10 protein-coding genes are annotated in these 14,330 nt (G+C 50.3%); 6 read left to right on the top strand and 4 right to left on the bottom strand.

Features of this window, described 5'->3' with window-relative positions; genetic code table 11:
- Positions 1–22 precede the first annotated feature (22 nt).
- The gene (gene ftsH / locus ABD880_RS08540; RefSeq protein WP_345164649.1) at positions 23–2,134 is read right to left on the bottom strand and encodes an ATP-dependent zinc metalloprotease FtsH; all 2,112 of its coding nucleotides are present in this window, start codon (positions 2,132–2,134) and stop codon (positions 23–25) included.
- 49 nt (positions 2,135–2,183) lie between these two features.
- Positions 2,184–2,582, bottom strand: a complete 399-nt coding sequence (gene rsfS / locus ABD880_RS08535) for a ribosome silencing factor (protein WP_345164647.1) — start codon at positions 2,580–2,582, stop codon at positions 2,184–2,186.
- Positions 2,583–2,616: 34 nt separating this feature from the next.
- Here rsfS and ABD880_RS08530 point away from each other — a divergent pair, with 34 nt between their 5' ends.
- From ABD880_RS08530 to rlmB, 4 genes are all read left to right on the top strand, one after another.
- Positions 2,617–3,381: a biotin--[acetyl-CoA-carboxylase] ligase gene (locus ABD880_RS08530; RefSeq protein ID WP_345164645.1), complete on the top strand. Its 765-nt coding sequence runs from the start codon at positions 2,617–2,619 to the stop codon at positions 3,379–3,381.
- Positions 3,382–3,569: 188 nt separating this feature from the next.
- Positions 3,570–4,175: a T9SS type A sorting domain-containing protein gene (locus ABD880_RS08525; RefSeq protein WP_345164644.1), complete on the top strand. Its 606-nt coding sequence runs from the start codon at positions 3,570–3,572 to the stop codon at positions 4,173–4,175.
- Positions 4,176–4,302: 127 nt separating this feature from the next.
- Entirely contained in the window at positions 4,303–7,263 is a 2,961-nt protein-coding gene (locus tag ABD880_RS08520) for a glycosyltransferase family 117 protein (RefSeq protein WP_345164643.1), read from the top strand.
- Between the two features lie 292 nt (positions 7,264–7,555).
- Positions 7,556–8,368: a 23S rRNA (guanosine(2251)-2'-O)-methyltransferase RlmB gene (gene rlmB / locus ABD880_RS08515; RefSeq protein WP_345164641.1), complete on the top strand. Its 813-nt coding sequence runs from the start codon at positions 7,556–7,558 to the stop codon at positions 8,366–8,368.
- Between the two features lie 98 nt (positions 8,369–8,466).
- Here rlmB and ABD880_RS08510 read toward each other — a convergent pair whose 3' ends face one another.
- The gene (locus ABD880_RS08510; RefSeq protein ID WP_345164639.1) at positions 8,467–9,543 is read right to left on the bottom strand and encodes a mannose-1-phosphate guanylyltransferase; all 1,077 of its coding nucleotides are present in this window, start codon (positions 9,541–9,543) and stop codon (positions 8,467–8,469) included.
- A gap of 2 nt (positions 9,544–9,545) precedes the next feature.
- Complete coding sequence (locus ABD880_RS08505) at positions 9,546–10,514, bottom strand: KpsF/GutQ family sugar-phosphate isomerase (protein WP_345164637.1); 969 nt, start codon at positions 10,512–10,514, stop codon at positions 9,546–9,548.
- A gap of 71 nt (positions 10,515–10,585) precedes the next feature.
- Between ABD880_RS08505 and recQ the strand changes: the two genes are divergently transcribed.
- Positions 10,586–12,766: a DNA helicase RecQ gene (recQ, locus tag ABD880_RS08500; protein WP_345164636.1), complete on the top strand. Its 2,181-nt coding sequence runs from the start codon at positions 10,586–10,588 to the stop codon at positions 12,764–12,766.
- 174 nt (positions 12,767–12,940) lie between these two features.
- Positions 12,941–14,245 carry a phosphoribosylamine--glycine ligase gene (gene purD / locus ABD880_RS08495; RefSeq protein WP_345164634.1) on the top strand — a complete coding sequence of 435 codons (1,305 nt, stop codon included), beginning with the start codon at positions 12,941–12,943 and terminating at the stop codon, positions 14,243–14,245.
- Positions 14,246–14,330 lie beyond the last annotated feature (85 nt).

Genomic DNA, 14,330 nt, shown 5'->3' with positions numbered 1-14,330 from the left:
AGCCGGTTCTGCCGGAAAGATACTAAGAATTAAACGTAGTACCTTCTCCTAAACCTGCGCTAGGTCTGCCTTGTGGCTCAGCGGCCGTAGGTGTGTCTTCCTGATTTTCTTGTGCACCAGTTGGTGCCACTGTATTTATTTCTGGATCTAACTCGCTCTGAGTTTTACTGCGGTCTGTACCCGCAGTATGGGCCTGGTACGTCGTCAAGCCTTCAAATGGACGCTTGCCCACCAGACGCTCCAGGTCATTCTGGAAGATGATCTCTTTCTCCAACAACTCTTGCGCTACCAACTCCAACTCAGGACGCTTCTCAGTCAACAACTGAATGGTGCGGTTGTAGGCATCACTCACCAGCAGGCGCACTTCAGAGTCAATAGTCTCTGCGGTGGCTTCTGAGTAAGGCTTCGTGAATGCATTGTCTGGCTGTTTTGAGTCGTAGAAAGACAGGTTGCCAATGCGGTCATTCATACCATACATGGTTACAATGCTGTAGGCCATTTTGGTAATGCGCTCCAAGTCACTCAAGGCACCCGTTGAGATTTTCCCGAAGACGATCTGCTCAGCGGCACGTCCGCCCAGGGCCATACACATCTCGTCAATCAACTGCTCTGTGTTATACAAGAACTGCTCTTTTGGCAGGTACTGCGCGTAGCCTAAAGCGGCTACACCACGTGGCACAATGCTTACTTTTACCAAAGGATCACAGTGCTCCAAGAACCAGCCCGCAATGGCGTGACCTGCTTCATGGTAGGCTACAATCTTCTTCTCTTCTGGAGAGATGATTTTGTTTTTCTTCTCCAAACCACCAATCACGCGGTCAATGGCGTCATTGAAATCTTGCATCTCAATGGCCTTCTTGTTACGGCGGGCGGCAATCAGAGCGGCTTCATTACACACGTTGGCAATTTCGGCACCGGCAAAGCCTGGCGTTTGGGCAGCCAATTTCTTGGCATCCACGTCTTCGGCTAGGGTCAAAGGACCTAAATGTACGTTGAAGATCTGCGTACGACCGTTTACGTCTGGCTTGTCAATGCTGATCTGGCGGTCAAAACGACCCGGACGCAACAAGGCAGAATCCAGAATGTCTGGACGGTTGGTAGCGGCAAGAATGATCACGCCAGAATCTGTCGCGAAACCATCCATCTCTACTAGAAGGGAGTTCAACGTGTTCTCACGCTCGTCGTTCCCACCGGGCATCTGTCCGCGGCTACGGCTACGGCCAATGGCGTCAATCTCATCAATGAAGATGATACACGGCGCCTTTGCTTTGGCCTGCTTGAACAAGTCACGCACACGGGCCGCGCCCACGCCCACAAACATCTCCACGAAGTCAGAGCCTGACAAAGAGAAAAAAGGAACGTCTGCCTCGCCGGCAACGGCTTTGGCCAACAAGGTTTTACCGGTACCCGGAGGACCTACCAACAAAGCACCTTTCGGGATTTTACCACCCAGGATGGTGAACTTGGTAGGGTTCTTCAGGAACTCTACAATCTCTTCAATCTCTTCTTTGGCTTCCTCTAGACCGGCTACGTCCTTGAACGTGATTTTTACTTTATTCTCGGCGTCAAACAAGGCAGCGCGTGATTTGCCAATGTTAAAAATCTGGCCACCGGCTCCGCCACCCGCCATGCGGCGCATCAAGAACCAGAAGCCCACCATTAACAGGATAAAGAACGGCCAGCCCATCAGGATTTCCATCAGGCCCGCGCGCTTTTCTGTCTCTAGCGGCAGACGCTGCTCTCTTGGCGTGGCCGCCTGCATTTTGTCAAAATCCTCTTTAAAGCTCTCGGCAGAGATGATGTCAAAATGGTAGTGAGGACCGGTTTTAGTGGCAAAGGAGCCGCGGTTTTCTAACTGGCCTTTGTATTTATCATTATTAAGGGCCTCGTCTTTCAAGGTCACCTCTACCATGTTATTGTTCACTACCGCCACCCGCTTCACGTCTTGGGCCGCCAGCATGTCTTCAAAGGCATACTGCTTGATCTCAACGGTAGAGTTTTGGTTGTTGTAATACGTCAGCCCGAAAATAAACAGCACTAACGCCGCCAATACCCACATTTGCATGGTGGGCTTGGGTGGAGTGTTAGGGATTATCTTGCGTCTTTTATTCTTATTCTCTGGTTTTTCAGTCATGGATTGTTTTCGTCAATAAACAAGTAAACTTCGGGCAGAGGGGATATGTTTAGACCACTGCCTTACTGGTGCCTTCTTCAGAGGCTACGTGCGTGATGTCCGCGTCACCCCAGAGTTCTTCTAAGGCGTAGAAACTACGTTTGTCTTTCAAGAAGACGTGCACCACTACATCTACGTAGTCCAATACCACCCACTCACGGTTGGTACGGCCTTCACTCTGCCAAGGATACTCTTTGGTAAGTTTAAATACTTCGTCTTCAACAGAAGTGGCAATGGCGTCCAATTGCGTATCTGAACTGGCAGAAGCGATAATGAAATAATCTGCCACGGCATTCTTAAGGGATTTCAGGTTTAAAACCACTATATCGGCTGCCTTTCTTTCCTGCATTCCTTTTACTACCAGCTCTGCCAATATGTCGGATTTATCCTTAATCGTGTTTTGTTTCATCTGGGAAATATAAATTTGATCTTCAATTATACGAATGTCTTTGCAAAATCTTTCGCTGAATACCCTGTTTGTAGGGCAACAACTGCTGTTTTTGCCTGAATGCGCCTCTACCAATACTGTGGCACAGGAGCTAGTTAACAAAAATGACGCCACAGACGGTTGTGTCATCATTGCGGGCGCCCAAACGGGCGGGCGCGGCCAACGTGGCAATACCTGGGACGTGGAACCTGACAAAAACATCACGTTGTCCCTGGTGCTCAAGCCCACCTTTCTGGAGGCTACCCAACAGTTTGCCCTTAACATTGCCGTGTCTTTGGCGGCTTTGGACCTGCTCAAGTCCCACCTGCCCGAAGGCGCCAAGATCAAGTGGCCCAATGACCTCTACCACCAAAACTTAAAGGTAGGAGGTATCTTGATAGAAAACGCCATAAGTGGCAGATTCTTGCAACACAGCATCATTGGCATTGGCATAAATGTAAACCAAGTCACTTTTCAGCATGACCGCGCCACCTCTTTTGCGCTTCTGGCTGGTAAAGAATTCTCCTTGCAAACTATGGTCACCCAACTGTTGCAAAACCTGGAACGCCGCTACCTGGCCTTGCGCGCCGGGGCCCACGACCAGCAAAAGCAGGAGTTCCTGAAGCAGCTTTTCCGGTACCAGGAGTGGCATCCTTTTGAAGTGGAGGGCCAGCGGGTGATGGGGCAGATTGCCGGCGTAGACGCGGTGGGACGGTTGGCCGTCATTGTGGAACAGAAATTGAAGTTCTTCCAGTTCCAGGAGATCAAGTACCTTTTCTGAAAAGCGTTTTTAGCCTGATTTCTGGAAAACAAGCCAAAAACAACCGCTTGAGCGGCAATGGGTTAGAGTTATGTTAAGGAGGCGTTAAATCTTGGTTTTTTGCCTTCTTTCATTTGCTTTTAACAATATAGGCGGTATATTTGACCTGTTCAGGGATGTATTCTCAACGAATTGGAAGCATATATGGTATGAAGATTTTTACTCGCGTTCTTTTAGGGTTTTTAGCTTTCTGCCTGGTTTTTGGTAGCCAGGCCGCGGCTTTTGGCGTGGTGCCGGTGGGTACCAGATCTACAGATGCCTCTAAGTCAGATTCAGTGCAGATGGTATGGCGTAGCGGTACTAGCTTAACGGTGATGGACTTTGGGATTTCTACGGCTTTGAATCTGCCATCTTATAACCCCAACGCGAAGAAATATTCTCCATTTCTGCACGTCACCAACAACAAGAAAAACAAATCATTGGCGTTAAAGCCAAGCGTGCGCAACGCCTCTTCCTATAAATCTGGCATTAGCCGTTCAGTGAGCGCGGCCATGAAAGAGCATAAGGTGATTCCTTCTCTGAGCGCGTATCCTAACCCTTCTACCGGTATCATCAACTTTTCTTTGAACCCGGTAGGTGATGACAATTACAAGGTGCGTATTTCAAACACCATTGGCAAAGTGATCAGGACCTATGAGGTAGGACAGACGGCCTTGCCGCCGGTAGATTTGTCTGAGCTGCCCGCCGGCATCTATTTCTACAGCCTGCTAGTGAATGACAAAATGGTGGAGACCAAGCGCCTTATCCTACAATAGCCCTTTCTTAAGAGTAACCTATACTAGAAGAGCCAGCAGTCGCTGGCTCTTTTTTTAATAAATGGCCTACCTGCGCGTTAGGCTTTCAGAAAATTGCTAATTTCGAGGGTTCAATCAATAACACATCATGCTTCAATACAAACGGATTAACAATCTGGTGGGGTGGCTCGTTTTCGCGGTGGCAACCCTAGTGTACATACTCACGCTAGAGCCCACGGCCAGTTTCTGGGACGCCGGCGAATTTATTGCCTGCTCGTATAAGTTATTGGTTCCCCATCCGCCGGGAGCGCCTTTCTATTTGTTGCTGGGACGCATCTTCTCTTTGTTTGCCTTTGGGGACGTTACACAGGTAGCCTGGTGGGTGAACATGCTGTCTGCCTTGTCCAGCTCGTTCACTGTGCTGTTCCTGTTCTGGACCATCACCATCTTGGCGCGCAAGCTATTGGTGCAAGACAATGCTACTGAGCCTGCCATGGGCCAGACCATTGCCATCATGGGTAGTGCGGCCGTTGGCGCCTTGGCGTTCACGTTCTCAGATTCTTTCTGGTTTTCTGCTGTAGAGGCCGAGGTATATGCCTTGTCAGCGTTCTTTACTGCCTTTGTGGTATGGGCCATGTTGCGTTGGGAGATCAGCGCCGACAAACCTACCGCCGACAAGTGGCTGATTTTGATTGCCTACATGGTGGGTCTTTCCATTGGCGTCCATTTGTTGAACTTGGTGGCTTTGCCGGCGTTGGCGTTCATCTTCTTCTTCAGATTAAAGAAATACTCTACCAAAGGTGCCATCATTACCATGCTGGTGAGCGCGGTAGTACTAGGCATCATCCTGGTGGGGGTTATCCCGGGCTTGCCGTCTATTGCTGGTAAGTTTGAGGTGATTTTTGTGAACAGCTTCGGGTTGCCGTTTGGCAGTGGCGTGATCTTTTTTGTGGCTTTGTTTATTGCCCTCATCGTTTGGGCTATTAAATTCTCTACCCGCAAAGGCAACCGCGTCCTACATACCGCTTTGGTGTGTTTTGTCTACATCTTGATTGGCTACTCTTCTTACCTGATCATTCCTATCCGGTCTGGCTATGACCCCACTATTGATGAGAATGACCCTGAGAACATTGTCTCTTTTGTTTCTTATTTAAAGCGCGAGCAGTACGGCGACCGTCCTTTGTTGATTGGGCCGCAGTTTAACGCAGAGCCGGTAGACCAGGAAATTGGCGCCGACCAATACATTAAAGGGCCAGAGAACTACATCAAAGTAGATCCTAAGGTAGAGCCGGTGTACAACAGCGCAGATAAGGTGCTGTTGCCGCGTCTGTACAGCAACGCCCCGGGCCATTTGCAACAATACCAGAAATGGACCGATGTGCGGCAAGGTCAGAAGCCTAGCTTTGGCGCCAACATGGAGTTCCTGTTCAAATACCAGATGGGGCACATGTTCTGGCGGTACTTCGGGTGGAATTTTGTGGGCCGCGAAGGAGACATCCAGAACTCTGGTGTCTTATGGCCTTGGGAAGGTAATGACGGTTTGCCTGAGCGCATAGCCGAGAGCAAGGCCCGTAACAACTTCCTGATGTTACCTTTGGCCTTAGGTATCTTAGGACTTATCTTCCAAATAAGACGCAAAGAGCGCGACGCCTTCATCATTGGCTTGCTGTTCATCTTCACAGGTCTTGCCATTGTGGTGTACCTAAACCAGCCGCCTATTGAACCGCGTGAGCGTGACTATACCTTCTCAGGGGCGTTCTATGCCTTTAGCATTTGGATTGGATTGGGCGTGTTGGCCATTGCTGACTTCCTGAGAAAGATGATGAAAGCAGATGTGGCCGCCGGTGCCTTGGCTACTTTGATTGGTTTGGCAATACCTGGCGTGATGGCGGCCCAAGGCTGGGATGACCATGACCGCTCAGACAGATACCATTCCGTTGATTCGGCTAAAAACCTGTTGAGCTCCGTAGCGCCTAATGCCATCTTGTTCACCAATGGGGATAATGACACGTTCCCGCTGTGGTACGCCCAAGAGGTGGAAGGCTTCAGGACAGACGTACGCGTGGCTGTGTTGAGCTACATGAACACCGACTGGTACATAGACCAGATGAAGCGCCAGGCCTACGAGTCTGAGCCGTTCCCGATGAGCTTGGAGAACGCCAACTACCGCCAGGGCATCAATGACTATCTGCCGTATATGGAGCGCCCGGAAGTGGCCGCCGGTATTGACTTGAAGCAGTACATTGAACTGGTGAAAGCCAACCACGAGGCCCTTCAGATTGGCGACCGTTCTGGTAAAACCTACTTGTCTTTCCCTACTAAGAACTTCTTCTTGAACGTGGACAAGCAGGCCGTGATTGCCAACAACGCCGTGGCCAAAGGCTATCAGGACTCTATTGTGAGCCGCATGACCTGGACCATCAACCAAGGCGGTCTGGAGAAAAAGCACTTAGCTATTCTGGACTTGATTGCCAACAACAACTGGAAGCGCCCTGTCTACTTCTCTACCACGGCAGACAACTCAGACTTTGTAGGTCTGGACAACTACCTGCAGTTAGAAGGCCTGGCTTACCGTGTGGTGCCGGTTAAGAGTGCTAACAAAGAGAACATGGGTTACATTGCCAAAGACATTATGTATGACAACATGATGAACAAGTTTTCTTGGCGTAACATGGACCGTGAGGATATTTTCTATGACGAGAACTACCTGCGCTTCCCGGCTAACGCCCGTGACAAGTACTACCAACTGGCAGTAGAGTACCTAAAGGACGATGACATGGCTACCGCCAAGAAAGTGTTAATGCACTCGCTGGCGCAGTTGCCTGACAAATCCATCCCGTATGACTACTACATGCCGCCGTACGTGGTGCCGTTGTACCAAATGGGCGAGCAGAAGAAGGCCCAAGAGATTGTAGACGTCATGTTCAAACGTTCTGACCAAGCCTTGGCATATTACTTCAACCAAGAGGCGCTGTTTGACTCTGAGATTAGAATCAACCTGTTCATCTTGCAACAGTTGATGCAGGTGTCCAAACAGATTGGCATGAACGAGAAAGCCGCGCAGATAGAACAGACCTTTATGCGCTACTATAGCCAGATGGGGAACTAACGCATTCTTGACTCATACTTTAAGAGGCCAGCCGGAAACGGTTGGCCTCTTTGTTTTTGGAGCTGGTCTGGTAAGGAGAAGGTTGCAGATAGAGAGTCGTTTTTGGCTTGTTTTCTGGAAATCATGCCAAAAACGGATTGCGCCAGCATGGGTCTTCTCCTTATGCAGAATGGAGTAGATGTTTCAATTTGCCGCTCCCATCAAAGCCTCCTTGCCGAAGTCTGGATAAATCCCTCTACCTTTGCCCTAATTGGCGCGCCGTTGTTTTGGCCCGCCGTAAGAAAACAGAGGCATGGAGAACAGAAATTACAGAGATAGAGACGGCGGCGGACGCCCTAATTACCATAGACAACCCAAGGTGGACAAGATGGAGATGGTCTTTGGCCTTCGTCCCATTTTAGAAGCGCTCAACGCCGGCAAAACGCTGGAGAAAATCTACCTGCAGAAAGGCGTCAACCACAGCATCAGCCAGGAGATAAGTGAACTGGCCAGAGCCGCGGGCGTGCCCATCTCCATTGTGCCTATTGAGAAACTAGACCAGTTAACGCGCAAGAACCACCAGGGCGCTGTGGCATTCCTGTCATCTGTGACCTACTTGCCGCTGGATGAGATTGTGGCTTCTATCTTTGAGAAAGGCAAAGACCCCTTGCTGTTGGTGCTGGACAGAATCACGGATGTGCGCAACTTTGGCGCCATTGCCCGTAACGCAGAGTGTATGGGCGTGGACGCGATTGTGATCCCAAGCCGCGGCGCTGCTCAGATAAACGCAGACGCTTTGAAGACCTCTGCCGGCGCCCTGAACCTGATTGCAGTGTGTAGAGAGAACAACCTCAAAGACACCCTTCACTTTTTGAAGGAGTCTGGCATACGCGTGGTGGCCTGTACAGAGAAAGCCGAAGAAGAACTGACCGACGTCTCGGTAGACTTAACCGGACCACTTGCCATCATGATGGGCAGTGAAGAGGATGGCATCTCTCCTGAATACTTAAAGCGCGCCGATGTTCGCGTGAAAATCCCTATGACGGGCCAGATCCAGTCCCTGAACGTGTCTGTGGCCAGCGGCATTGTCTTGTATGAGACGCTAAGACAGCGCAGCAAGGCATAATCACTTTATTGCAATATAAAACAGAACGGCCCGCTATTGTAGAAATAGCGGGCCGTTCCGTTTTTGGCCTGTTTTCCAGAAAATAGCCTGAAAACGGCTTAAATGTACTGGTTACCTTTTTTTGCTTTGGCGTCTGAGACAAAGTCTTTCACTTTCTGCTCATCCTCGCGGCGGCAGATCATGAGTACATTGTCATGCTCGGCTATGATATAATCGGTTAAGCCCTGCACTACCACCAATTGGTCTTTTGGGGTCTTAATGATGCAGTTGTTTACGTCATAGAGCAGAATGTTGCCGTCTACCACGTTGCCTTCAGACGTCTTCTCCGTCACGCTGTACAAGGAGTTCCAGCTGCCTAGGTCTGACCAACCAAAATCGCCCTCAATCACAAACACGTTGTCTGCCTTCTCCATGATGCCATAGTCAATGGAGATGTTGCGGGAATGCGAATAGGCTCTGTTGATGAAGGCTTCTTCCTTGTCTGTGTTCAAGACCGCTTTTCCTTCCTCAAAGGTGTCGGCCAGCTCGCTTAGGTGCTCCTCAAAAGCGTGGACAATGGCCTGTACGTTCCAGATGAAAATGCCGGAGTTCCAGACAAACTCGCCGCTGTCAATAAACATTTGGGCAATCTCCAGAGACGGTTTCTCAGTGAAAGTCTTTACCTTCTTTAATTCAGCCTCCTGGCTATCCAAGAATTGGATGTAGCCGTAGCCGGTGTCAGGGCGCGTGGGTTTGATGCCCAGCGTTACCAGAATCTCCTGGTCTGCGGTGGCCTCTAAAGCTTGATTAATGCATTTCTTGAAAGACTCCTCGCGCAGGATGACGTGGTCTGCCGGGCTCACCACTATGTTGGCGTTAGGGTTCTTAGAAAGAATCTTATAGGTGGCGTAGGCTATGCAGGGAGCGGTGTTGCGGCCAATAGGCTCTAGCAGCAACTGTTCCTCATTCAAAGAAGGTAGGTGCTCCTTGACAAGCGTCTCATACTCTCTATTGGTGACCACATAAATATGGTCAGGGGGGCAGATGCCCTCAAACCGCTTCACGGTTGACTGCAACAGACTTTCCCCTATGCCCAGCACGTCATGGAACTGCTTGGGGTGATTGATGCGGCTAAACGGCCAGAAACGGCTGCCAATGCCGCCGGCCATGATCACCACGTAGGTATTCGCGTTCATGTCTAAATTAATCCTTCTTTCAGCAAATCGTGCAGATGCACAAACCCCACAAAGGTACCAGATTTAGTGACAATGAGCTGCGTAATGTTTTTTTGTTGCATAATGACCAGGGCTTCGGCGGCGTAGGCGTCTACATCAATGGTCAGGGGAGAAGGCGTCATGATGTCTGCGGCATGGATGCCTTTGAGGTCGTCATGGTTGGAAAGCATGCGGCGCAGGTCACCGTCTGTGATAATGCCCACCAATTCTCCTTGCGCGTCTACCACGGCCGTAGCGCCCAGGCGCTTGGAGGAGATTTCAATGATGATCTCTTTGAGAGCCGCGTCTGCCGTTACTTTGGGGGCCGCATTCAACAAGACTAGATCGTCTACTTTCAGGTACAATCGTTTGCCCAAAGAGCCGCCCGGGTGCAAAGCGCCAAAGTCTTCACTGCTAAAGTTTCTGGCCTCTAATAGACACACGGCCAGGGCATCAGCTAAGGCCAGGTGCGCGGTGGTGCTGGTGGTAGGAGCGAGGTTGTTGGGACAGGCTTCTTTCTCAATGGTGGCATTGAGTACAAAGTCTGCCTGCTGGGCCAGGTAAGAATCTGTGTTAGACACCAGGGCTGCCAACTGGGCGCCCTTGCGCTTAAGCAACGGTACCAACACTTTAATCTCTGGGGTGTTGCCGCTTTTAGAAAGACAGATGACAAAGTCCTCAGATTGTATCATACCAAGGTCGCCGTGAATGGCGTCTGCCGCGTGCATGAACAAAGCGGGCGTTCCGGTAGAGTTGAGGGTGGCCACAATTTTGGTGGCAATATTGGCGCTTTTTCCTATTCCAGTCACCACAACCCGGCCTTTAATGGTCAAAATAGCCTGCACACAGGCCTCAAACTCATCATTAATGTAGTCTGCCAATTTTAACACCGCAGCCGCTTCTTCCTGAAGGACATTTTTTGCGATGTTTTTGATATTTTTCGTGATATTCAAGTTAAATTTGTATTAGACAAGACAACAAAAGACAGTTTACCAGAACCTTGTTTATAACACAGGAATCTCACATGTTAGTGAAACAAGACAATTTTTTAAAAAACAAATTAAAGGAAGTTTTCGGCTATAGTCAATTTAGGGGCAACCAAGAAGCGATTATTGAAAACATCATGGCGGGCAAGAACACGTTTGTGATCATGCCTACCGGCGCGGGCAAGTCGCTTTGCTACCAGTTGCCGGCGCTGGCCATGGAAGGAACGGCCATTGTCATTTCGCCTTTAATTGCCCTGATGAAGAATCAGGTGGACCAACTGAACGCCTTTGGCGTGAACGCACAGTTCCTGAACTCTACGCTCTCTAAGGCAGAGATTAACCGCGTCAAGCGTGAGACCATTAGTGGCGCTGTGAAGTTGCTGTACGTGGCTCCTGAGTCCTTGACCAAAGAAGACACGCTAGACTTTCTTAAGCAGGCCAAGATTACGTTTGTAGCCATTGACGAGGCGCACTGTATTTCTGAGTGGGGCCATGACTTTAGGCCAGAGTACCGCAAGATCAGAGGCATTATTGACAGCATAGGCAACCTGCCCATCATTGCCCTGACCGCTACGGCTACGCCTAAGGTGCAGCTAGACATCCAGCGCAATCTGCAGATGGATGACGCCTCTCTGTTTAAATCTTCCTTTAACAGAACCAACCTGTACTATGAGGTGCGCCCTAAGCACCAGACCAAAAAGCAGGTTATCAAATACATCAAGAAAAACAAAGGCAAAAGCGGTATCATTTACTGCCTGAGCCGCAAGAAGGTAGAAGAGATTGCCGAACTACTGCGCGTGAACGACGTGAAGGCTTTGCCGTACCACGCCGGGCTGGACGCTCCCATCCGCATGGCGAACCAAGATGCATTTTTGAATGAAGATGCCGATGTGATTGTGGCCACTATTGCCTTCGGTATGGGCATTGACAAGCCAGACGTTCGCTTTGTGATCCATTATGACACGCCTAAGTCCATTGAAGGCTATTACCAGGAGACGGGTCGTGCGGGACGTGACGGGCTGGAAGGCAACTGCCTCATGTTCTACAGCTATGATGACATCGTCAAGCTAGAGAAGTTCAGCAAGGACAAGCCGGTCACCGAGCGTGACAACTCTAAGCTGTTGTTGCAAGAGATGGCTTCTTACGCAGACTCAGCGGTGTGCAGAAGAAGACAGCTGTTACACTACTTCGGGGAGATGTACAACAAGGACTGTGGCTTCTGCGACAACTGTGTGCACCCCAAGGAGAAGTTTGAGGCCGAGAAGGAATTGATTCTGGCCATTAAAACGGTACAGCAGACCAAGGAGCGCTTTGCCATGGACCACCTGGTACACGTGCTCATGGGCATGAAAGACCAGTACGTGGAAAGCTACAGCCATGACCAGCTAGAAGTGTACGGCGCTGGCAAGGAGCATGACGCCCAATACTGGAACTCGGTGCTGCGCCAGGCCCTGTTGTTTGACTACCTGGAGAAGGACATTGAGAACTTCGGGACGGTGAAGATTTCTGACAAGGGAAGAGAGTACCTGAAGAAGCCGCACCCTATCAAGTTTGCCAAGGACCATAACTTTGAGGAAGAGGTACAGCAGGAAGAAGACAAGGTAGAGTCTCAGGCTGCGGCCGGGCATGACACCGTGCTGTTTGACATGCTCAAGTCTTTGCGTAAGAAGCTGGCCAAGGAGATGAACCTGCCGCCGTACGTGCTGTTCCAGGACCCGTCCATCAAAGAGATGGCCACCACGTACCCTACCAACAAAGAAGACCTGTCGCACATTGCGGGCGTGGGTATGGGCAAGGCCCAGAAGTTCGGGAAGCCATTCTTAGAGCTTATCACCAAGTACGTAGAAGAAAACGAGATTGAGACTGCCGCCGATGTGGTGGTGAAGACCACGGTGAACAAGTCCAAGCTCAAAATCTACGTGATTCAGCAGATAGACAAGAAAATGGACCTGGAGGAGATTGCCTCTTCTAAATCTATTACCATGGGCGAGCTGATTGAGGAGATTGAGCACATCTGCTACTCAGGCACCAAACTCAACCTGGACTACTACATCAACGGGGTATTGGACCAAGAGCGCCAGCAAGAGGTGATGGACTACTTTATGCATGCCACCACAGACAACATGGCTGAGGCAATGAAAGAACTGGGCACTGATGATTACACCGAGGACGACCTGCGTTTGATGCGCATCAAGTTCCTTTCTAAATACGCCAACTAATCATTGGCAATGCGTTAGAAAAAAAGAAAAAGCAGGTGGCAACACCTGCTTTTTTTGTTTCCTTTGTAGAGCATTTCGTTTTTGGCCTGTTTCCCAGAAATCAGGCCAAAAACGGACAAGGCTTCATTTTGAACCATATCTGGGCGGCCACGCCCGGGTGCAAACCAAAAGAATATGAATGTCCTCATCATCGGTTCCGGCGGCCGCGAGCACGTCTTGGCCTGGAAACTTCAGCAGAGCCCTTACTGTGATAAAGTCTACGTAGCGCCCGGTAATGCCGGCACGGCCCAGATGGCCACCAACGTAGACATCTCTACCTCCAACTTTGAGGAACTAGCCAAATTCGCCACGGACTTTAACATCATGATGGTGGTAGTAGGTCCCGAAGATCCATTGGTAGCCGGCATCTCTGACTACTTCGCGGAGCGGGAATACCTGAAGCATATTCTGGTAGTGGGCCCGTGCAAAGCTGGCGCGCAACTGGAGGGAAGCAAAGACTTCTCCAAGCAGTTCCTGCTTAAATACGGCATCCCCACGGCGCAATACCAGACCTTCACGGCAGACACCATTGACCAGGGTCTGGCCTACCTGCAACAGCAGTCTTATCCCATTGTCTTGAAAGCCGATGGGCTGGCCGCGGGAAAAGGCGTGGTCATTGCACAGGATTTTGAGGAAGCCAGCTTCACGCTCAAAGGCATGCTCTTGCACAGCAAATTTGGCAGTGCGGGCAACAAAGTGGTAATAGAGGAATTCTTGCAGGGCATTGAGATGTCGGCGTTCATTCTAACCGATGGCAAGGAATATGTCATGTTGCCAGAGGCCAAGGACTACAAGCGCATAGGGGAAGGAGACACTGGCCTGAACACCGGTGGTATGGGGGCTGTCTCCCCGGTGCCGTTTGCCAATGACGCCTTCATGACCAAAGTGCGTGAGCGCGTCATTGAGCCTACGTTAAAGGGCTTACAAGCTGAGAACATCCCGTACTCAGGATTCTTGTTCATTGGGTTGATGAGCGTAAACGAGGAGCCTTACGTGATTGAATACAACGTACGTCTGGGTGACCCAGAAACCGAAGCCATCTTGCCCCGCATCCAGTCAGATTTGTTTGAGTTGTTCAAAGCCCTGCATGACCATGAACTGGGACAGTTCAACCTGCAGATAGACCCGCGCTCGGCCACTACCATCTTCCTGGTGTCGGGCGGCTATCCAGAGGACTATGAGAAAGGCAAGGAAATCCACGGTCTGGAGAAGGAAGTGCCACAGGACGTCTATTGCTTCCATGCCGGTACTAAGAAGAATGAGCAGGGCCAAGTGGTGACGGACGGCGGCCGCGTTATTGCCATCACCGCCTTAGGCAATGACATGGAAGAAGCCTTGAAGAAAGTAAACCTGGCAGCCACGCACATTAAATGGCCGGGCCGCTATTTTAGGCAGGACATTGGTTTTGACTTGCGCAAATATGTAGCTGAGCGATTTTAGCCTGTTTTCTGGGAATTAGGTCATAAATGACAAGGGTCAACCAAACGGTTGGCCCTTGTCATTTATGGGTAGGCAACGTGTGGGT

This window comes from Nibribacter koreensis, from assembly GCF_039541795.1.
Classification (GTDB): Bacteria; Bacteroidota; Bacteroidia; order Cytophagales; family Hymenobacteraceae; genus Nibribacter; species Nibribacter koreensis.
This window is presented reverse-complemented; position numbering and strand designations above follow the sequence as displayed.